The 18,309-nt window shown below is 72.9% G+C and carries 20 protein-coding genes and 2 pseudogenes; 8 read left to right on the top strand and 14 right to left on the bottom strand.

Annotation, left to right across the window (positions count from 1 at the left end):
• Nucleotides 1-11 precede the first annotated feature (11 nt).
• Nucleotides 12-478, bottom strand: a pseudogene (locus ACIP8W_RS16900) (hypothetical protein).
• Nucleotides 479-708: 230 nt separating this feature from the next.
• On the opposite strand from ACIP8W_RS16900, the pseudogene ACIP8W_RS16895 reads away from it, so the two are divergent.
• Together ACIP8W_RS16895 and ACIP8W_RS16890 are read left to right on the top strand one after the other, a co-directional pair.
• Nucleotides 709-1,065, top strand: a pseudogene (locus ACIP8W_RS16895) (polysaccharide deacetylase family protein); the annotation flags it as partial.
• A gap of 182 nt (nt 1,066-1,247) precedes the next feature.
• On the top strand, nt 1,248-1,643 hold the full coding sequence (locus tag ACIP8W_RS16890) for a MerR family transcriptional regulator (protein ID WP_401948364.1): 396 nt from the start codon (nt 1,248-1,250) through the stop codon (nt 1,641-1,643).
• Between the two features lie 24 nt (nt 1,644-1,667).
• On the opposite strand, the gene ACIP8W_RS16885 is transcribed toward ACIP8W_RS16890, so the two are convergent.
• Nucleotides 1,668-1,919: a hypothetical protein gene (locus ACIP8W_RS16885; protein ID WP_401948366.1), complete on the bottom strand. Its 252-nt coding sequence runs from the start codon at nt 1,917-1,919 to the stop codon at nt 1,668-1,670.
• Between the two features lie 116 nt (nt 1,920-2,035).
• Between ACIP8W_RS16885 and ACIP8W_RS16880 the strand changes: the two genes are divergently transcribed.
• The gene (locus tag ACIP8W_RS16880) at nt 2,036-2,353 is read left to right on the top strand and encodes a UBP-type zinc finger domain-containing protein (protein WP_401948369.1); all 318 of its coding nucleotides are present in this window, start codon (nt 2,036-2,038) and stop codon (nt 2,351-2,353) included.
• 27 nt (nt 2,354-2,380) lie between these two features.
• On the opposite strand, the gene ACIP8W_RS16875 is transcribed toward ACIP8W_RS16880, so the two are convergent.
• The 3 genes from ACIP8W_RS16875 to ACIP8W_RS16865 form a co-directional block, all read right to left on the bottom strand.
• A complete protein-coding gene (locus tag ACIP8W_RS16875; RefSeq protein WP_401948372.1) occupies nt 2,381-3,124 on the bottom strand; it encodes a VOC family protein in 744 nt (247 codons plus the stop codon).
• 181 nt (nt 3,125-3,305) lie between these two features.
• Nucleotides 3,306-3,818, bottom strand: a complete 513-nt coding sequence (locus ACIP8W_RS16870) for a DUF4232 domain-containing protein (protein ID WP_401948375.1) — start codon at nt 3,816-3,818, stop codon at nt 3,306-3,308.
• A gap of 90 nt (nt 3,819-3,908) precedes the next feature.
• Entirely contained in the window at nt 3,909-4,700 is a 792-nt protein-coding gene (locus ACIP8W_RS16865) for a sulfite exporter TauE/SafE family protein (RefSeq protein WP_401948377.1), read from the bottom strand.
• 205 nt (nt 4,701-4,905) lie between these two features.
• On the opposite strand from ACIP8W_RS16865, the gene ACIP8W_RS16860 reads away from it, so the two are divergent.
• Both ACIP8W_RS16860 and ACIP8W_RS16855 read left to right on the top strand, forming a co-directional pair.
• The gene (locus ACIP8W_RS16860; RefSeq protein WP_402153275.1) at nt 4,906-5,502 is read left to right on the top strand and encodes an NUDIX hydrolase; all 597 of its coding nucleotides are present in this window, start codon (nt 4,906-4,908) and stop codon (nt 5,500-5,502) included.
• Nucleotides 5,503-5,604: 102 nt separating this feature from the next.
• Nucleotides 5,605-6,894, top strand: a complete 1,290-nt coding sequence (locus ACIP8W_RS16855; protein ID WP_401948488.1) for a D-arabinono-1,4-lactone oxidase — start codon at nt 5,605-5,607, stop codon at nt 6,892-6,894.
• Nucleotides 6,895-6,914: 20 nt separating this feature from the next.
• Here ACIP8W_RS16855 and ACIP8W_RS16850 read toward each other — a convergent pair whose 3' ends face one another.
• From ACIP8W_RS16850 to ACIP8W_RS16840, 3 genes are all read right to left on the bottom strand, one after another.
• Entirely contained in the window at nt 6,915-7,643 is a 729-nt protein-coding gene (locus ACIP8W_RS16850) for a class I SAM-dependent methyltransferase (protein WP_402153273.1), read from the bottom strand.
• A gap of 289 nt (nt 7,644-7,932) precedes the next feature.
• On the bottom strand, nt 7,933-8,943 hold the full coding sequence (locus ACIP8W_RS16845) for a helix-turn-helix domain-containing protein (RefSeq protein ID WP_402153271.1): 1,011 nt from the start codon (nt 8,941-8,943) through the stop codon (nt 7,933-7,935).
• Nucleotides 8,944-8,985: 42 nt separating this feature from the next.
• Nucleotides 8,986-9,975 (bottom strand): alpha/beta hydrolase, encoded by a 990-nt coding sequence (locus ACIP8W_RS16840; RefSeq protein WP_401948387.1) that lies wholly within the window; start codon nt 9,973-9,975, stop codon nt 8,986-8,988.
• A gap of 244 nt (nt 9,976-10,219) precedes the next feature.
• On the opposite strand from ACIP8W_RS16840, the gene ACIP8W_RS16835 reads away from it, so the two are divergent.
• From ACIP8W_RS16835 to ACIP8W_RS16825, 3 genes are read left to right on the top strand one after another with little or no spacing between them, the layout of a single operon-like run.
• Nucleotides 10,220-11,092 (top strand): ABC transporter substrate-binding protein, encoded by an 873-nt coding sequence (locus ACIP8W_RS16835; protein WP_401948390.1) that lies wholly within the window; start codon nt 10,220-10,222, stop codon nt 11,090-11,092.
• Nucleotides 11,089-11,979 carry an amino acid ABC transporter permease gene (locus tag ACIP8W_RS16830; protein ID WP_402153267.1) on the top strand — a complete coding sequence of 297 codons (891 nt, stop codon included), beginning with the start codon at nt 11,089-11,091 and terminating at the stop codon, nt 11,977-11,979. The genes ACIP8W_RS16835 and ACIP8W_RS16830 overlap by 4 nt, the downstream gene beginning before the upstream one ends.
• Nucleotides 11,976-12,737: an amino acid ABC transporter ATP-binding protein gene (locus tag ACIP8W_RS16825; protein ID WP_401948396.1), complete on the top strand. Its 762-nt coding sequence runs from the start codon at nt 11,976-11,978 to the stop codon at nt 12,735-12,737. The genes ACIP8W_RS16830 and ACIP8W_RS16825 overlap by 4 nt, the downstream gene beginning before the upstream one ends.
• A 65-nt stretch (nt 12,738-12,802) precedes the next feature.
• Here the strand turns inward: ACIP8W_RS16825 and ACIP8W_RS16820 are convergent, their stop codons facing one another.
• From ACIP8W_RS16820 to ACIP8W_RS16795, 6 genes are all read right to left on the bottom strand, one after another.
• Complete coding sequence (locus tag ACIP8W_RS16820; protein ID WP_402203504.1) at nt 12,803-14,080, bottom strand: cytochrome P450; 1,278 nt, start codon at nt 14,078-14,080, stop codon at nt 12,803-12,805.
• Nucleotides 14,077-14,685 carry a GTP-binding protein gene (locus tag ACIP8W_RS16815; RefSeq protein WP_401948402.1) on the bottom strand — a complete coding sequence of 203 codons (609 nt, stop codon included), beginning with the start codon at nt 14,683-14,685 and terminating at the stop codon, nt 14,077-14,079. The genes ACIP8W_RS16820 and ACIP8W_RS16815 overlap by 4 nt, the downstream gene beginning before the upstream one ends.
• Nucleotides 14,663-14,992: a DUF742 domain-containing protein gene (locus ACIP8W_RS16810; RefSeq protein ID WP_401948491.1), complete on the bottom strand. Its 330-nt coding sequence runs from the start codon at nt 14,990-14,992 to the stop codon at nt 14,663-14,665. Before ACIP8W_RS16810 ends, ACIP8W_RS16815 begins: the two co-directional genes overlap by 23 nt.
• 47 nt (nt 14,993-15,039) lie before the next feature.
• Nucleotides 15,040-15,450 (bottom strand): roadblock/LC7 domain-containing protein, encoded by a 411-nt coding sequence (locus tag ACIP8W_RS16805; protein ID WP_401948404.1) that lies wholly within the window; start codon nt 15,448-15,450, stop codon nt 15,040-15,042.
• A gap of 2 nt (nt 15,451-15,452) precedes the next feature.
• The gene (locus tag ACIP8W_RS16800; RefSeq protein WP_401948407.1) at nt 15,453-17,012 is read right to left on the bottom strand and encodes an ATP-binding protein; all 1,560 of its coding nucleotides are present in this window, start codon (nt 17,010-17,012) and stop codon (nt 15,453-15,455) included.
• 399 nt (nt 17,013-17,411) lie between these two features.
• Nucleotides 17,412-18,185, bottom strand: coding sequence for a VOC family protein (locus ACIP8W_RS16795; protein ID WP_401948410.1), 774 nt, complete (start codon nt 18,183-18,185; stop codon nt 17,412-17,414).
• Nucleotides 18,186-18,309: the final 124 nt, after the last annotated feature.

The following is an 18,309-nucleotide window of genomic DNA, read 5'->3' as shown; positions in this document are numbered from 1 at the left end:
CGGCCGGGCCCTCACACGGGGCCCGGTTCGACCTCCAGGAAGCGCCGCCGCCGCGGCCCCCGGTACAGCAGGGCCTCCCAGCCGAGCCGGGTCAGCGCGGCGGCGCACTCGGCCAGCGCGGACTCCTCCCCTGGGCGGCGCCCCCGCCGCGCGGGCCGAGCCACTCCACCCGTACGGTCGCGGGCCGCTCCCCGGGGGCCACCCGGAACCCGGTGGCGACCCGCTCGCCCGAGCCGTCCACCGCCGAGGCCGCCAGACCGGCCGCCTCCAGCGCCAGCGCGACGGCCCGCACCGGACTGTGCCGCTCCCAGGGCGCGGGCCCGGCCGCCGGATCGCCCGGCCCGGTGTGGGTGAGGCGCCGGATCCCGAGCAGCCCCTCGAACGCGACCAGCACCTCGGCGGCCCGCTCCCCGGGCGGGGCGGCGGACGGCGGGCCGTCGCCGGTGGCCGGCTCGAAGCCGCCGGACCGCTGCGTCATGTCGTCCTCCGGGCGGCGGTGTCGGGGGAACCCGGGCGGGAGACCCCGTACGGGAACGGCGGGGCGGCGCCGCGCGTTCCCGGCCGTAGCGTGCCCCGTTCCGCTATAAAACGCATGTATACGCCATATGTATGGTTCGGGACGCGCCCTGGACCGTACGGCACGGCCCACCGCAACGAGGGGGAACTCCGCCATGCCGTCGAACACTCGACGACGACGGCATCCGCGAGGAACCGACCCGCACCCAAGGCGCCACGGGAGAGGATCACCGGACACAGGCCCACGCTGACGCGCCCGCCCCAGGGACGTACCGACGACCAGGTCGCCGGGGTGAGCCGGGAACTCGGCCTCGCCCGGGTCCGGTGGAGCGCCACCGCAAGGACTGCTCGACGACCGACTCCGCCCTGATCGAGAAGCGCGTACTCGACCGGTCCGGCCGCGACGGCATCATCCTGCTGCACGACATCTACGACGGCACCGTCCCCGGCATCATCGACGGACCGAAGAAGCGCGGCTACACCTTCGTCACCGTCTCCGGGCTGCTGGCGCCGGGCGCCCCGGAGCCGGGCAAGGTCTACAAGCCCTGACAGTGGCGGTCCCGTATGGCCGCGTCCACACGGGGGGAGTGTCCGGGCCGGTACCGGTGCGGCGTGCCCGCTCCGGCCTCCGGGGTACCTAGCCTGACGCCAGAGCAGAGCGCGGTGCCGTCCGCGGCGGCGGCATCCGCGCCCGGAGCGGAAGGGAAGTCCCCCACGTGTACTCCCATCACATGCGCATCGGCGAGGTGGCCGCCCGTACGGAGCTGTCCCTGGGCGCCGTCCGCCAGTACGAACAGGCCGGACTCGTCACGCCCTCCGCCCGCAGCCAGGGCGGCCTCGGCCTCTACACCGAGTCGGACGCGGCCCGGCTGATGTTCGTCCGCCGGATGAGGGCGCTGGAATTCTCGCTGGACGAGATCCACGCGCTGCTCACCGCCACCGACCGGCTCGACGCCCACGACCCCCCGGAGCCGGGGGAGCGGAACGCGCTCCTGGAGCGCGTCGGCGCGTTCGAGCGGGCCACCGAGGAGCACATCGCGGATCTGCGGGCCCGGCTGACGCGGGCCGAGGAGTTCTCCGCGGCGCTCCGCGCGCGGACCGTGGACCACGCGCGGAGCCCCCGCTGAGCTGCCGGAACGGGAGGCCGGCCGTCAGGACGGGAATGCGTCGGCCGGTACCTCACTGGTGGTGGCGTTGCCGCCGATGGTCTTGGCCGGCGAGAAGGTCAGCACGGTGTACTGCGTACCGCCCGGGACCTCGACCGTCCTGAAGTCCGCCTCGTCGTCGAACTTCTGGAAGGCGCAGCTTCGCGCGCGCGAAAAAACACTCTGTGCCCCCGCTCCCCGTCCGGCCTCCGTGCGGGCCGGAATATCCAGGCTTATCCGATATCGGACCGCCGCCAAGGCGCGGTCGGGTCCCCTGCCGGTCCCCTCCTGCTGGCGGTGGCGCGGGACGGGTCGTACGGTGAAAAAAGGGGCGACTGATCGATGGTGACCTGTGCGGTCGGACGGGTGGCGTGATGGCGAACAGCGAACCGGGGATCGGCGGGCTCATCTGTAGTCATCTCGCGGATGTCGAGCAGGTCACCCCGGACAGCCAGGACAGCTGTCCGGAATGTGTCGCGCTCGGCGACACCTGGGTGCATCTGCGGGAGTGCCAGACCTGCGGGCACATCGGCTGCTGCGACTCGTCCAGGAACAAGCACGCGACCGCGCACCACAAGGCGTCCGGGCACCCCCTCATCCGTTCGTACGAACCGGGCGAGGCATGGTGGTGGTGTTACGAGGACGAGGTCGTCTTCGAGGTCGAGGGGATCCCCCCGGAGCGTGCCGCCTGACACGGACCCGTCGCGCCGGTGAGCGGATCAGCCCGCCGTCACGGTGAACAGCGCGCCGTCCGGATCGCGCAGCGTCGCCTCCTGGAGAGCGGCCTCCCGAGGGTCGGGCACGTCCCGCGGAGAGGCAAGGGCTCCGCCGCTGTTCAGAGCCGCGGCGACGGAGTCCGCCACCTCCGGCACCCGGAAGTACACATGCCACCGGGGCCTGAGCCGGGGATCGGCCGCGGCCGGTACGGCGCCGTCCCGGATCCTGGCGACCGTGTGGTCGTCCTGCCGCAGCACCGCGTGACCCTCCTCGCGGACGAGGGTGAAACCGTCCGCCGTCTCGGGCGCCCAGCCGAGGACCTGGCTGTAGAACCGCGCCGCGTCGTCGGTGTCGCGGGTCCGCAGCTCCAGCCAGGCGGGCGCGGCCCCGCGCCCCACCGCCCACTCGGAGGGCACGGGGCCCTCCCAGATCCCGAAGGCCGCGCCGTCCGGGTCCGTGGCCAGCGCCGCCCGGCCCATGTGGAAGGCGAGCGGGCCGACCGCCACGGTCGCGCCGCGCTCCCTGATCCGGGCCGCGGCCTCGTCCACATCGCTCACCGCGAAGTACGGCGTCCACGCGACGGCGACCTGGAGCGAGGTGGCCGGCGCCCCTATGCCCGCGACCGGCAGCCCGCCCGCGAGCGCGACACGAAAGTCGTCCCCCAGCCCGGTGGGCCGGTAGGTCCAGCCCAGCACATCGCCGTAGAACGCCTGGGACGCGGGCAGTTCACGCGAGAGAAGCGTCACCCAGCATGGAGCCCCGGCCACCGATAGTGAGTCCCTTTTGTCCCGCAGCACGCTCACTCCGCCCTCGTCAGACACGTCCTGCCCGTACGTATTGCCGCTGTCGGGTGTCTCTACTCCGCCGGGCCGCGATCTTCTTTCCCCGGGCGGCGATCTTCGGCCACGGCGCGCCCGCCGGTCCCGGTCAGCGGGTGGCGCGATCGAGCGCCGCGTCCGCCGCCGCGCGGGTGGGCTGCCACAGCGTGGTGACCGGGTCCCAGACCCGGACGCCCCGGGGCGCTCCCACCGAGGCCGCGATGAACCGGGTGCCGCGGTGCGACGGGTCGCCCGCGACGTACACGTCCGCGACGGTACGGGACTGCTCCGCCGCCGGGTCGAGGGTGCGGACCGCCGCGTATCCGGAGCCCCCGGCGGCGAGCCGGTACGGCGCGGACCGCGACGGCGGGACGGGCCGGGCCGAGCCGTCCAGGGTCCCGAAGGTGACGGCCGGGATCCGGTCGACGACGCAGGCGGCGCGGCTCTCGTTGGTGACCCGGATCCGGATGACATGGGCGGTGGCGCCCGCCGACGCGGTCACCCGGACCGAGCCCTCGGCGCAGACGGCGGGCGCGGCGACGGCCGCCCGGGCACCGGAGGCGGCCAGGAGCGTGGTGAGGACGGCGGCGCCCGGGACGGCGAGAGCACGACGGATACGCATGGTGGTTCCCCGTTTCGGTCAGTCGGACGGTCAGCCGGGATGACTCAGGAACGCGCCCACCGGTTGCGCTCCCCGGCCGATCGCACCCGTTCAGCGCAACAGCAGTTGAAGTCCGCCGAGTACGGTCGCCCCGATCACCAGTTGCTCGAAGAGCCGTTGGTTGATCCGGTTCACACAGGCCCTGCCGATGAGGGCGCCGGGGATGACGAAGAGCACCAGCGAGGCGTCCAGCAGCAGGGACGGGCCGTCGATCAGCCCGAGCCCCACGCTGAAGGGCAGCTTGGTGGTGTTGACGATCAGGAAGAACCACGCGGACGTACCGAGGAAGCCGAGCTTCCGGAAGCCCGCCGAGAGCAGATACAGCGACATGACGGGCCCGCCCGCGTTGGCGACCATCGTGGTGAACCCGCCGAGCACCCCGTACGAGCGGGCCTTGAGCCGTCCGGCCGGTGACCCCGAGTCCATGTCGTCGGCGTCCCCGTGGGACTTCTCCGGCGTGTCCGGGGCCTTCGCCCGGGTCTCGCCGCGCCGCCGCCACACGGTGACCCCGGCCATCAGCAGCAGGATCGCGCCGATCGACGTACGGACCGCGGTGTCGTCGGCCCACAGCAGGAACACCGCGCCCGCCACCACCCCCGCCGCGACCGCCGGGAACAGCCGCCACAGGGTCGGCCAGTGGGCGTGCCGCCGGTAGGTGTAGACGGCGACCACATCGCCGGCGATCAGAATCGGCAGTAGTACGCCCGTCGACCCGCGCGCGGGCAGCACGGCGGCGAACACCGCCAGACTGACCGTGTTCGCCCCGCTCACCGCGGTCTTCGAGAAGCCGACGAGCGTCGCCGCCGCGGCGAGCGCGACCCATCCCCACCAAGTGATATCCATGCGGTCACCGATGCTATGCGCAGGGCCTCACCCACTGTCGCGCGGGCACCGGCAACCGACCGCCCGGCCATGCACACCGGCACACAGGCCACCGCCACCGGAAACCCGGAGGACACCGGAGGCCGTGATCCGTACGCTCCCGAGTGCCGCGCGGCGACCGCGCGCCATCCCTGTGACGATGTGTACGACATGTACGGAGAAACGCATGCGGGCAGCAGGCAGACCGATCGTGGAAACACTGTCCCGGTACCGGAGCCAGGACGCGGCCGAGGCCGCCGATATCTTCCGGATCGAGGAACTGGCCCGTACCACCGATGATCCGTGGCTGCGCTCCACCCCGCTGCATGTGACCGCCTCCGCACTGATCACACACCCCGGCAGCGGCCGGGTGCTGATGCGGTGGCACCCCCGGATGCGGACCTGGCTCCAGGTCGGCGGCCACGGCGACCCGGGGGAGAGCGATCCGCTGGAGGTGGCGCTGCGGGAGGCCCGGGAGGAGACCGGCCTCACCGATCTGGTCCCCCACCCCGGCGGCTCGGCGGGCCCGGTCCCTCCCGTACAGGTGGTGATCGTGCCGGTCCCCGCGGGCGGCGGCGAACCCGCGCACGAACACGCCGACCTGCGCTTCGTCCTGGCCACGGCCGCACCGGACGCGGCCCGGCCGGAGCGGCCCGACGCGCCACTGCGCTGGATGACCCCGGCCGGGGCGGCGGGGGCCACCGCCGAGGCCAATGTCCGCGAGGCGCTGCGGCGGGTCGGGGAGCTGATGGCGGACGGTTCCCCGCGCGGGTCGGAGTCCTGATAGGAAGAGCGTGTACGGGCATGGTCAGCACGCCCCGATCCCGCGAAGGAGTTCTCCGTGCCCCACACGCCCGGACGGACCGATGCCCCCCGCAGCGAGCCGATACCCCCGGTGGTGAGGAACTGGGCGGGCAACATCACCTTCGGCGCGGCCCGTACGCACACCCCGTCGTCCGTCGAGCGGTTGCGGGAGATCGTCGCGGGCAGCGGCTCGGTGCGGGCGCTCGGCAGCGGCCACTCGTTCAACACGATCGCGGACACGCACGGCGATCTGGTCTCGGTCGCCGGACTGCCCAGGACGGTCGAGGTCGACCGGGACGCGGCCACGGTCACGGTCGGCGCGGGCCTGCGGTTCGCCGAGTTCACCGCGGAGGTGGACCGGGCGGGGCTGGCCCTGCACAACCTGGGCTCGCTCCCGCACATCTCCGTCGCCGGGGCCTGCGCCACCGGGACCCACGGATCGGGGACCGGCAACGGCACCATCGCCTCGGCGGTCCGCGCGCTGGAACTCGTCACCGCGGACGGCGGATCGCTGGTCCTCGAACGCGGCACCCCGGACTTCGGCGGAGCGGTGGTCTCGCTCGGCGCGGCGGGCATCGTCACCCGGCTGACCCTCGACCTCGTCCCGGCGTACACGATCCGGCAGTGGGTGTACGAGGGGCTGCCGTACGGCGCGCTGCGCGAGCGGTTCGGCGAGCTGCTCTCCGCCGCCTACAGCGTGAGCCTGTTCACCGGCTGGCGCGCCGACACCCTGGATGTGTGGCTCAAGCAGCGCGTCGGTGACGCCGCCCCCTGGCCGGAGCCCGGTTCCCGGCCCGGCGAGGCGCCCGCCGGCTGGCACGGCGCCGTACGGGCGGACGGCCCTCGCCATCCCGTACCCGGTATGGACCCCCGCAACTGCACCGAGCAAGGTGGTGTTCCCGGGCCGTGGCACGAGCGGCTGCCGCACTTCCGGGCCGAGTTCACCCCCAGCAGCGGCGAGGAGCTCCAGAGCGAGTACTTCGTGGCCGGGGAGGACGGCCTCGCGGCCTTCGACGCGCTCGCCCGGATCAGGGAGCGGATCGCACCGGTCCTCCAGATCGGGGAGATCCGGACCGTCGCGGCCGACGCGCAGTGGCTCAGCCCCGCGTACGGACGGGACTCGGTGGCCTTCCACTTCACCTGGATCCCGGACCTCGCCGCCGTGACCCCGGTCCTCGCCGCCGTCGAGGAGGCGCTGGCGCCGTTCGGGGCCAGACCGCACTGGGGAAAGGTGTTCACGATGGGCCCAGACCGGGTCAGGGAGGTGTACGGGCGCTACGCCGACTTCGAGGCGCTGACGGCGAGGCTCGACCCCGAAGGTGTCTTCCGCAACGCCATGATGGACCGCTTCTTCCGGCGCGGACACGACTGACGGGGCACCGCCGGCCCGGGTCACACCTTGCGCGCCACCACCAGGGCGCAGCGCGGGCCGCCGTCGGGGAGCCGGCCGAGACCGGTCAGCGGGAGAAGCTCCACGGTGAACCCCGCCCGGGTCAGCTCGGCCGACACCTCCGGCAGCCGGAACGTGCGGTAGTACATGACGAATCGCGGACGCCACAGCGCGTTGCGCACCCGCATCGCCGTGTCGAAGCCCCACAGCCCCCAGTAGAGCGCCGAGCCGACCGGGGGCGGGGCCGGCAGCGGGAAGGCGAACAGCCCGCCGGGGCGCAGCGCCGCGTACGCGCGGGCGAAGAGCGCGGGCCGCTCGGCGGGCAGGAAATGCCCGAACGCCCCGAAACTCACCGCCAGATCGAAGGCCGGCGCGAACGGCAGGGCGCGCGCGTCGGCCCGTACCCACTCCACCGCCGGGGCGCCGGGCCCGCCGGACGCCGTGTCCCCGGCGGCGGCGAGCATGCCCGCGCTGAAGTCGACCCCCACGACCCGCTCCGTACACAGCCGCCGCAACGCCCCCGCCCCGGCGCCGGTCCCGCAGCAGATGTCGAGCCCGGTACGGAACGGCCCGAGCGGTTCGAGGACACGCACCACCTCGTCCAGCAGCGGGCCGGGCGTCCGGAACGGCGTCCGGTCGAATTTCGGCGCCAGCAGGTCATAGCCGTGCTCGACGGAGGAGAGCGCCTGCACGGCGAGTTCGCGAAGGGTCGGGCCCTGAGGGGTGAACACCGTCGTCACCCTAGCGCCGTGACCGGCGATGTCTGCCCGGTGAGGAGCGTTGTCCGGTGCGTGCGATCGCAAGGCGGCCGGGAGCCCTCGGTGGGGGCGCCTCCCATGCCCTCAGGCTATGGGGCAGGGCTACCAGCGCTTCTGGCCAACGCCGCGTGGGGGCGCCTCCGGGGGTACTCCCGGACGGAGTCCGGGTGAGGTGGCCGGGGGAGGGCGTGATGGGCTGCGCGACGGGGCAAAGGTTGCCGGGAGGGGCACCGGCGCCGGGCGGGATCTGCCGGAAAGGACCCTAGGGCCTGTCGTGGTGGAGGCGCCGCGCCACGAGCGCCAGTTGCAGGCGCAGCCGCCCGTAGGGGTCGTGTACGGGCCAGCCGAGCCAGTGTTCCGCCTGGGACAGCCGGTCCTGGAGTGTCGAGTGGTGCAGGTTCAGCTCGGTGGCCGCCGCCCGCAGGCTCGGGGCGAAAGCCACCGTGTGGAGGGTGATCCCGGCCCAGGGCGCCGCCGTGAAGGCCCGTTCCAGCGTGGTGACATCGGCGATCGGCTCCGTCCCGGGACCGACCGCGTCGGCCAGCAGGGCCAGCCCGCCCAACTGGTCCGCGTACACCGTCCGGGGGCCGGGGTCGCGCTCGGTCGCCTCGCCGGTGAACCGCAGGGCGGTACGGGCCGCCGCCCATGACGCGGGCAGCTCCCGTACGGGTACGGCGGGCCCCACCCCGGCGCGCGGACCGCCGTCCGGCAACAGGAGGGCCCCCGACGCGGGGACCGCCTCGATCGAGGGCGGGCGGCCGGCCCGTGCCACCGCGCGGGCCAGAGAGGTGTCCCGGAGCCCGAGCCGTCCGGCCGCCCGGCGCCGGGCGTGCTCCGGGGCACCCGGATCCAGCAGCACCTCCACCGAGGCCGGATCGGCGCCGCCCGCCGGCGCCCGGCCCCGGGTCCGGTCGAGGGCCAGCCGAGCGGCGGCGGCGGTCCGCTCCAGCACCATCGCGCGCACCCCGTCGGGCGGCCCCGCGCCCTCCAGCCACACCGCCGGGGGACCGCCCGGCGCGAGCGGCGCCGACATCCACCCGTCCTCGGCGGGCCCGGCGCCGTCGGCCCGTACCCCGTCGGGGGTGACCCGGATCCGTACGCCGCGTTCCTCGTCCACCAGCCGGGCGGGAGCGCCCGACAGCACCGCCGCGCCGCGCACCAGTGCCTCCAGGGTGGCCCGGTCCTCGACCAGCCGGTCGAAGTAGGCGATCACCCGGAGCGCCGCGCTCGCGTCGGGGTCGAGCGCCGCGAGTTTTCCCGCCAGCTCCTTCACCCCTCCATCCTGCTGCCCGGGGGCGCCGGTGCCAAGCCGGGATCAGCTTCCCAGCAGCCTGCGCAGCCACCGCAGCGGGGCCTGCCGGGAGTCCTGCGAGAGCGCGGCCTGCGGCGCCATCATGTCGAAACCGTGGAAACCGCCCGGCCATACATGCAGCTCAGCCCGGCCGCCCGCCTGCCACAGCCGGGTCGCGTACGCCACGTCCTCGTCCCGGAATGTCTCGGCCGAGCCGACGTCGATGAACGCCGGAGGCAGTCCCGACAGATCCGTGGCACGGGCCGGAGCCGCGTACACCGGGACGTCCGGGCCGCCGCGCGCCTCACCCAGCAGAGCCGTCCACCCCAGGTGATTCGCCGCCCGGTCCCACACCCCGAGCCCTGCCATCTGAAGGCTGGACGGGGTGTCATTGCGGTCGTCGAGCATCGGGCAGCGCAGTATCTGCCCCAGCAGCTCCGGGCCCTTCCGGTCCCGGGCCAGCAGGGCCACCCCGGCGGCCAGCCCACCGCCCGCGCTGCCGCCCGCGACCACGATCCGGCCGGGATCGATCCCCAGCTCCCCGGCGTGCGCCTCGGTCCAGACCAGTCCCGCGTACGCGTCCTCGACCCCCGCGGGGTACGGATGCTCCGGGGCCAGCCGGTACTCCACCGACACCACGACCAGGTTCAGCTCCAGCGCCCAGTCCAGTACCCCCTCGATCCCGGTCCGGTTGTCCCCCAGGATCATTCCGCCGCCGTGGATGTGGTAGACGGCGGGCAGCGTTCCGGTGACCCCGGCCGGACGGCAGATCAGCAGGGAGATATCCGGTTCGCCGGCCGGCCCCGGCACCGTACGCTCCTCGACGTCGAACGCGCCGTCCCGTCGCAGCTCGTCGTCGGGCACACGAGGCCCCGCCTCCCTCGCGGCCGGAAGGTCGTCCAGCTCCAGGGCGGTCCCGAGCTGCCCCAGGACGACACCGAGCGCCGCGGCCAGCTCAGGGTCGAAGGGGACGGGCGGGCCGACAGGGTTCTCGAAGGACGCGCTGGTGGTCATGGGGTCTCCTTGTGTCGCGGTCATGTCTCCGTGAGCCGATATCTCCATGTTCCTCACGGGACCGCCCTTCCGGCAGCGCCGTACGGCGGGGATGATCCGCCGTACGGCGGGTGCCGCGTACCCGCCCCCGACACCGGCGCCGCCGTACGGCAGCGGGCGCACCGCTGTCCAAAATCAGCTGAATTCATCTGATCGCAACGCTCTGATCTCGACAAATACCCCTTCTCGATGTCACTCTCCCGCCATGCGAAACACCGTCCGGAGCCTTCTCCCCGCGCTCTTCGTCCTCACCCTCGCCGCCGCCACCGGGTGCGCCCCCCAGGAGACCACGTCGTCGTCCGACGGCGCCTCCGCCTCCGCGCGCACCTGCGACCCCGGCGGGCTGTCCACCCAGGTGAAGGGGAAGCTGACGGTCGGTACCGACAAACCGGCCTACGCGCCCTGGTTCCAGGACGACGATCCGGCGAACGGCAAGGGCTTCGAATCGGCTGTCGCGTACGCCGTCGCCAAGGCCCTCGGCTACGGGAAGGACCAGGTCGTCTGGCAGACCGTACCGTTCAACAACTCCTTCGCGCCCGGCAGGAAGAACTTCGACTTCGACCTCAACCAGATCTCCATCAGCGACGCGCGCAAGCAGGCCGTGGACTTCTCCTCCGGCTACTACGACGTCCGCCAGGCCGTCGTCGCGCTGAAGAGCTCCCCGTACGCCAAGGCGAAGACCCTCGCGGACCTCAAGGGCGCCAAGCTCGGCGCCCAGGTCTCCACCACCAGCCTCGACACGGTCAACGACCTGATCAAGCCCACCCGGCAGCCCGCCGTCTTCCAGAAGAACGACTTCGCCAAGTCCGCGCTGAGCAACGGCCAGGTCGACGCGATCGTCGTCGATCTGCCCACCGCCTTCTACATCACCTCGGCCGAGCTCACCGACGCGAAGGTCGTCGGCCAGTTCGAGAACGGCGCGGCCGACGCCGAGCAGTTCGGGCTCGTCCTCGACAAGGGCAGCGCGCTGACCTCCTGCGTCACCCGGGCCGTCGACGGACTGCGCAAGGACGGCACCCTCGCCGCCCTGGAGAAGCGGTGGCTGTCCGAGGCCGTCGACGCCCCGGTGCTGCGATGACCGCCGAAACCGTACGGCTGGAGAAGCCCGGCACCGACGACGGCTACACCCCGTCGGCGCGCCGGATCGAGCGCGAGCGCCACAAACGCGCCCGAGCCCGCCGCGCCACCGCTGTCGCCGCGCTCTCCACCCTGGTGACGGGCGGCGTCCTCTTCCTCGTCATCACCGGCTCGCCCGGCTGGCAGCGCACGCAGGAGACGTTCTTCAGCGCCGAGTACGCCCGGAAGGCGCTGCCCCTGGTCCTCGACGGGCTGCTGCTCAACCTGCGGCTGCTGGCGGTCTGCGGTGTCTGCGTCCTGGTCCTCGGGCTGCTGCTCGCCGTCGCCCGCACCCTGCGCGGCCCGGTCTTCTTCCCCCTGCGGCTGCTGGCCACGGCGTACATCGACTTCTTCCGGGGACTGCCCCTGATCATCTGTCTGCTGATGGTCGTCTTCGGGGTGCCCGCGCTCCGGCTGGAAGGGGTCACCACCGACCCCGTACTGCTCGGCGGCACGGCGCTGGTGCTGACCTACTCCGCCTATGTCGCCGAGGTCTTCCGGGCCGGCATCGAATCCGTCCACCCGTCCCAGCGGGCGGCGGCCAGATCGCTCGGGCTGTCGAACGCGCGGACGCTGCGGTACGTCGTCCTGCCGCAGGCAGTACGGCGCGTGGTGCCGCCGCTCCTCAACGACCTCGTCTCGCTCCAGAAGGACACCGGCCTCGTCTCCATCGCGGGAGCGGTCGACGCGGTGTACGCGGCGCAGATCATGGCCGGGAAGTACTTCAACTACACGCCGTACGTGGTCGCGGGCCTCGTCTTCGTCGCCCTGACGATCCCGATGACCCGCTTCACCGACTGGGTCACGGCCAGGACCGACCGCAGGCGCGCCCAGGGAGGAACGGTATGACCGCCGCCGACACGCCCGTGCTGCGTCTGGAGGCCGTACGCAAGACCTACGGCCGGGACAGGGTCGTTCTCCGCGATGTCACCCTCGATGTGCCCCCGCACACCGTCACCGCGCTGATCGGTGCCTCGGGCTCCGGCAAGTCGACCCTGCTGCGCTGCGCGAACCTGCTGGAGGAGATCGACGACGGGGCGATCTTCCTGGACGGCGAGGAGATCACCGACCCGCGCGCCGACCCGGACGCGATACGCCGCCGGATCGGGGTCGTGTTCCAGTCGTACAACCTCTTCCCGCATATGACGGTCCTGCACAACATCACCCTCGCGCCGCGCCGGGTCCTCGGCGTCCCGCGCGAGGAGGCCGAGACCCAGGCCCATGAGCTGCTGGTCAGGCTCGGTCTCGGCGACAAGGCGGGGGAGTACCCGGACCGGCTCAGCGGCGGACAGCAGCAGCGCGTCGCGATCGTACGGGCCCTCGCGGTCCGCCCCCGGCTGCTGCTCCTCGACGAGATCACCGCGGCGCTCGACCCCGAACTGGTCGGCGAGGTGCTGTCGGTCGTACGGGACCTCAAGGCCGACGGCATGACGATGGTGCTGGCCACCCACGAGATGGGCTTCGCCCGCGAGGTCGCCGACCAGGTGTGCTTCCTGGACGCCGGGGTGGTGCTGGAACGCGGCACGCCCGAGCGGATCTTCGGCGACCCGCAGCAGGAACGCACCCAGCGGTTCCTGCGGCGGATCGTCGAGGCCGGCCGGCTCTGAGAGCCCGCCGGGCGGCCTCTCCGGTCGCCCGGAGAGATCACCCGGCGGACGTCGCCCGCGGCGGGTCAGTGGCGGGCCGGGGCCCGAGGGATCCCCGCCGTGGAGAACTCCACGGGCAGCGCGACCGGGATCCGCGCCCACGGAGAGGGCCGCCAGACCAGGTCACCGGCCGGGACGGTGAGCTTCATGTCCGGCAGCAGATGCAGGACGGTGTTCACCGCGGTACGGGTGATCAGCCGTGCGGGCACCCGCGCCGGACACGCGTGCGGACCGGCCGAGAAGGCCAGATGAGCCCGGTTGCCCAGACCCTCCACGCTGTCGTCGGGCCGGACCGCCGGATCGTCGTGGGCGGCGGCGATTCCCAGGATCAGCACGTCGCCGCGCCGGATCGTTTGGCCGCCCAGCTCGGTGTCGCGCCGTGCGAACCGGGCCGGCATGTTGCTCATCGGCGGATCGCGCCACAGCGCCTCGTCGAGGGCGTCGTCCACCCCGAGCCTGCCGCCGTGCACCTGCGCGGCGAACCGCGCGTCCGTGAGCATCAGCCGCAGGGTGTGAGCGATCCAGGCGGCGATCGACTCGTTCCCCGCCATGATCATCGCCGCCATCGACTGGACCCGCTCCGTCTCGCTCTCGAGGTTCGGATGGCGGAGGAACGCCGTCGTCAGATCGTCGGCGGGCGCGCGCTCCCGCGCACGCAGGGTGTCGAGGAGGATCTGCTCGAAGTGACGGCGGCCCACCGCCGCGTCACCGGTGTCGCTGAACAACGCGGACAGCGCCTCCAGGGCGTTCCGCAGCTCCCGGCCCTCCTGGTCGTCCATCCCGAACAGCGACGCGAGGGCCAGCATCGGCACGATCAGGGCGTACTCGTTCACCAGATCGGCCCGCCCCCGCCCGGCGAGGTCCTCGATCAGCTCCGTGCACACCGCCCCGACCCGCAGCCGCGTCCCGCGCTGATCGATCCCCGCGATCCCCTCGTCGAGCGGCGCGCGCAGTCTGCGGTGCTCGGGACCGTCCGCCCCGACGACATTGGCGCGCCAGGACATCATCCGCAGCAGCTCCGAATGCGGCGGAACCACCCCGTCGTTGAGGTCGTGCCAGTTGCGGGAGTCCCGCGAGAAGAGCCGCTCCTGCCGGGTGACCGCCAGCAGCTCCCGGTAGCCCATCACCAGCCAGGCGAACACCCCGGGCTCCAGCTCCACCCGCGCGACACTGCCCCGCTTCTCCCGCAGCTCCCGGTAGACCGCCCCGGGGTCGGCGGAGCTGGTCACGGCCGAGAGCGCGGGCGGCTCCGTACCCGTACCGGAGTGCGCGGAGCGCAGGGGGCAGGTGGCGGGCCCGTTCATGACGCGGTCTCCTTGGCCCGTGCGGCGCTCGCGGACGACACGTACTCGACCAGACCGATCAGCGCCTCCATCGAGGGGAGGCGCTTCCGCGCGTCGCACATCACCACAGGGGTCTGGGGCAACAGGTCGAGCGAGGAGCGCAGTTCGTCCACGGTGTACTGGTCGCTGTCCGGGAACTGGTTGATGGCGACCGCGAACGGCAGCCCCCGCAGCTCCAGTTGCTCCAGTACGTCGAAGCTGTCCTCCAGTCTGCGGGTGTCGACGATGACGAGCACACCGAGCGCGCCCTCCGCCAGCCCGTCCCACAGGTCCCAGAATCTCCGCTGCCCCGGCGCGCCGAACAGATAGAGCACCAGCCGGGGGTTGAGGGTGATCCGGCCGAAGTCCATGGCGACGGTGGTGGTCGTCTTGGTGCCCATCCCGGCCAGATCGTCCACCCCGACGCTCGCCTCGGTCATCACCTCCTCGGTACGCAGCGGTTCGATCTCGCTGACGGAACCGACCAGAGTGGTCTTGCCGACGCCGAACGCGCCCACGACGAGGATCTTGACGGCCTGCTGGACCGTGTCGGGCAGATAGCGGTCAGCGGAGCCGACGGAGACCATCCAATACCTCCTTGAGCAGTTGCGATGCGGGCAGAACCGCCTGGGGAACGCCGGAACGCGCGGACAGATGGCCGCTGTCGACGAGATCGGACGCCAGCACCTTCACCAGACTCACCGGCAGCCCGAGATGGGCGGCCGCCTCCACCAAGGACAGCAGTTGTTCGCACATCCGCACGAGGGCGCGTTCCTCGCGGGTGGCGACGACCGGCAGTTCGCGCGGAGGATCGGCCACGATGAGCAGGGTCTCCACACCGACCGTGTTACGGCTCGGCCGGGAGCGCCCCTTCGTGATCACATACGGGCGCAACGCGCTGTCCGTGAACTCCCCGCCGGCGGACGGGGTTTCCCGCGTGCTCACCGCGCGGATTCCTGCCGGGGCGGACTGCTCAGATTCCCGGCGCCGATCTTCATGACCTGCGCCTGCATCTGCCGCGCGACCAGCTTCGGATCCACCACCGGCCCGGTCACCACCGCGAGATGGGCACCATGGGCGCTGCGCATGAAGAGGAACCCGCCGTTGAACTCCACCATCTGCTGGTGCACGGCCCCGCCGTCCTCACCGAACTCCTTGCCCAGGCTGCGGGCGAGGGACTGGAGCCCCGAACAGTTCGCCGACAGCCGGTCGGCCGAGTCCCGGTCCATCCCGTCGGAGCTGGCCAGCAGCAGCCCGTCCGCGCTGAAGACGATCACGTCTCTCACCCCCGGTACGGCCGTGACCTCGGCGATCATCCAGCTTCGCTGCTCGGGGTTCTCCACGTAACTCATACTCAGACCAGTCCTTCCGGTGAATCGGTGGTGGGGGATGAAGGGCCGTCCTGGCCCTTGTGCGGGACGGAGCCCGGGGGCGGCAGGGACACGCCGCCCTCGAAGAACTGCTCCATCCAGTCACCGGCTTGCTCCGGTGTGCCCGGCGGTGTGATGGCGGTCGGAGCCGCCTCGACCGCGGGTGCGTATGCGTCGCGTCGCGACCGGCGCTGCGGCAGCCGACGGGCGGGCGACCGCTGGGGCTCCGCCGCGTCGCCGGGTCCGGAAGCACCCGGAAGTACCGTTTCGCCAGCGGTGGGTACGGAGGGGGCGGATACGGGCGGAGTGGGTACGGAAGGGGCGGGACCCGGCGAAGCCGCCACCGGCGCGGCGGGGCGCCGTGGAGCCCCGGACGCGGGCGGGGCCGGGACCGAACTGCCCGCAGGGGCAAGGGTTTCCAGCGACTCCGTGGGCACCAGCACCACCGCGCGGACACCGCCGTACGGGGAGGGCCCCAGATCGACCTGGAAGCCGTGCCGGTCGGCGAACCGGCCCACGACCGCGAGACCGGTCTGCGGGATCTCCCCGACCTCGCCGACCCCCAGGAGCCGGCACCCGGAGGCGATCGGGCGGACCTGGGCCATCCGGTACTCGTCCATCCCGAGACCGCCGTCGTCCACCTCGATGACCGCGCCGCGCTGCACCGTACGGACGGTCACCGGCACCCCGGTGCGCGGCGGCGAGTACTCCGTCGCGTTGGCCAGCAGCTCCGCCAGCAGATGGATCAGCGGCTCGACGACCGAGGGCGCGACCCCGACGTTCGGATCCCCGGTGACCTCGATCCGTTTGAACGCCACGATCCGCCCCGAAGCGGCCCGGACCACATCGACCATCGCCAGCGGCTTCTGCCACTGCTGGCCGGGCCACTCGCCGCACAGCACCTTGAGGCTCTGCGCGTGCCGGGCCTGCTGTGTCGCCGCGTGATCCACCCGCATGGTGGTCTCCAGCAGCTCGGAATCGCCGGGGTGGCGGTCCGCGAGACCGGTCACCGCCGCCTGGATCCGGTGCGCCGAGGTCTGCACCCGGCTCGCCAGCTCCACCAGCGCCAGCCGCTGCGACTCCTCGCGGTGCGCGACCGCCCCGGAGACCTCGGTCAGCAGCCGGTCGAACCACTCGGTGACCGAGGGGTCCGGCAGGTCACCGCTGTCCGGGCGGTCCGGCGGCGCGGGGATCTCCGTCCTGGCCAGCGCGGCGGGCAGCCGCTCCTCGACGAGGTGCTCGGTCTCGGCCCGCACCCGCTCCGCCTGGCGCGTCAGCCGCTCCGTCACCTCATCGCGCCAGTACTCCTCACGCCGTACGGAATCGGCCTCCAGAGCGGCCAGACGCTGTACGGTCTCGGCCTCCCGGTCCGCCAACTCGGCGCGGAGTCGCGCCACTTCCCCCTCGGCGCCCGACTGGCGCCGGCGCAGCCCCACCAGTGCGACCAGCACCGGCAGGGCGACGACGCCGCAGATCACGGCTGCCGCGGTGTGCTGGAACGCGAGGGACACCACCGCCGAGACGAACGCGACGGGAACCGCCACCAGTACCAGGGGCCAGCGCCACGGAGACCCGGGGGGAGGGAGAGCGGGCGCGGAGGAACGGGCCATGGGAAACCTTCGAGTTGGCTGAAAAGTGGTCAGACTGATCTCACCCGGCTGCTGTCACGGGGAGCGAAGGTGGTACGGGACCGGTGTGGCCGGCAGACGCCGGAATGCTGAACGACAGGGCGGGGCGCCGCCATCGCGGCCAGGCGGTTGGATCATGGGGTGAACTACCTTATCGCCAGACGTTGTCGGAGGATCGTATATCCGCTGCGCCTGTCCTCACGTCACATCCCGGTCACGGATGGCGACTTTCCCCCGGTCAGGGCTCATGTGCGTTATCCGGGGACCCTGTTGGCGCATCGGGGGGCGGCGGACACCGCCACCAGCCGTCGGCCGTCAGCCGTCGGTCACGGCGAAGAGACCGCCGTCCGGATCCCGGAGCGTGGCCTCCCGCCCGGCGGCCGGACCGGCCGGGGCGGACACCACGACCCCTCCCGCCTCCGCCGCCGCACCGGCCGCCGCGTCCACGTCCGCCACCCGGAAGTACACCCGCCAGCGGGGCCTGACCTGTGGATCGGGCGCGCTCTCGACCGCTCCGCCGTGCAGCGCGGCGACCGTGTGCGTGGCATCGCGCACCAGCACGGAACCGTTCTCGTAACGCACCTCGCAACTGCCGGCCTCCTGCGCGCCCCAGGTGAGGACCTCCGCGTAGAAGATGGCCGCGGCGAACGCGTCCCGGGTCCGCAGCTCCAGCCGCGCGGGCGCGCCGCCCCGCCCCACGGACCAGCCCGGCACCGTCCTGCCCTCCCAGAACCCGAATACCGCGCCGTCCGGATCTGCGGCGAGCGTGGCACGGCCCGGGTGCATGGCGATCGGCCCCACGGCGACGGTGGCGCCCCGCTCCCTGACCCGCGCGGCGGTCGTGTCGGCGTCGGCGACGGAGAAGTACGGCGTCCAGGCGACCGCCGTCTGGAGGCTCGACGCCAGCGCACCGATCCCGGCGGCCGCCCGCCGCCCGGCGAGCGCGACGGAGAACTCCGGGCCCAGCTCGGTGGGGCGGTAGGTCCAGCCGAGAACGGCGGAGTAGAAGGACTGGGCCGCCCGCAGATCGCGCGCCATCAGCCCCACCCAGCACGGGACCCCGTACATCACAGGGAAAGACGTCTCCATGAGCCCGCTCCGCTCCCGTCCGCACGAGGGACCAGCCGTCCCGTAGCCATGCAACACCCGGCCGCGCCACCCCGCATGTCGACGCCCGGGGAGGCGCCGGGGGTGGAACTCGGGAGGGGCCGGG

It is taken from the genome of Streptomyces sp. NPDC088554 (genome assembly GCF_044752945.1).
In the GTDB taxonomy this organism is placed as follows: domain Bacteria; phylum Actinomycetota; class Actinomycetes; order Streptomycetales; family Streptomycetaceae; genus Streptomyces.
This window is presented reverse-complemented; position numbering and strand designations above follow the sequence as displayed.

Excerpts from the sequence above, each read along its gene's own strand:
- ACIP8W_RS16890 (WP_401948364.1), top strand. The coding sequence starts at position 1,248 with ATGCGCATCGGCGAGGTGGCCGCCCGTACGGAGCTGTCCCTGGGCGCC.
- ACIP8W_RS16880 (WP_401948369.1), top strand. The coding sequence starts at position 2,036 with ATGGCGAACAGCGAACCGGGGATCGGCGGGCTCATCTGTAGTCATCTC.
- ACIP8W_RS16870 (WP_401948375.1), bottom strand. The coding sequence starts at position 3,818 with ATGCGTATCCGTCGTGCTCTCGCCGTCCCGGGCGCCGCCGTCCTCACC.
- ACIP8W_RS16865 (WP_401948377.1), bottom strand. The coding sequence starts at position 4,700 with ATGGATATCACTTGGTGGGGATGGGTCGCGCTCGCCGCGGCGGCGACG.
- ACIP8W_RS16860 (WP_402153275.1), top strand. The coding sequence starts at position 4,906 with ATGCGGGCAGCAGGCAGACCGATCGTGGAAACACTGTCCCGGTACCGG.
- ACIP8W_RS16840 (WP_401948387.1), bottom strand. The coding sequence starts at position 9,975 with ATGACCACCAGCGCGTCCTTCGAGAACCCTGTCGGCCCGCCCGTCCCC.
- ACIP8W_RS16835 (WP_401948390.1), top strand. The coding sequence starts at position 10,220 with ATGCGAAACACCGTCCGGAGCCTTCTCCCCGCGCTCTTCGTCCTCACC.
- ACIP8W_RS16830 (WP_402153267.1), top strand. The coding sequence starts at position 11,089 with ATGACCGCCGAAACCGTACGGCTGGAGAAGCCCGGCACCGACGACGGC.
- ACIP8W_RS16825 (WP_401948396.1), top strand. The coding sequence starts at position 11,976 with ATGACCGCCGCCGACACGCCCGTGCTGCGTCTGGAGGCCGTACGCAAG.
- ACIP8W_RS16820 (WP_402203504.1), bottom strand. The coding sequence starts at position 14,080 with ATGAACGGGCCCGCCACCTGCCCCCTGCGCTCCGCGCACTCCGGTACG.
- ACIP8W_RS16815 (WP_401948402.1), bottom strand. The coding sequence starts at position 14,685 with ATGGTCTCCGTCGGCTCCGCTGACCGCTATCTGCCCGACACGGTCCAG.
- ACIP8W_RS16805 (WP_401948404.1), bottom strand. The coding sequence starts at position 15,450 with ATGAGTTACGTGGAGAACCCCGAGCAGCGAAGCTGGATGATCGCCGAG.
- ACIP8W_RS16795 (WP_401948410.1), bottom strand. The coding sequence starts at position 18,185 with ATGGAGACGTCTTTCCCTGTGATGTACGGGGTCCCGTGCTGGGTGGGG.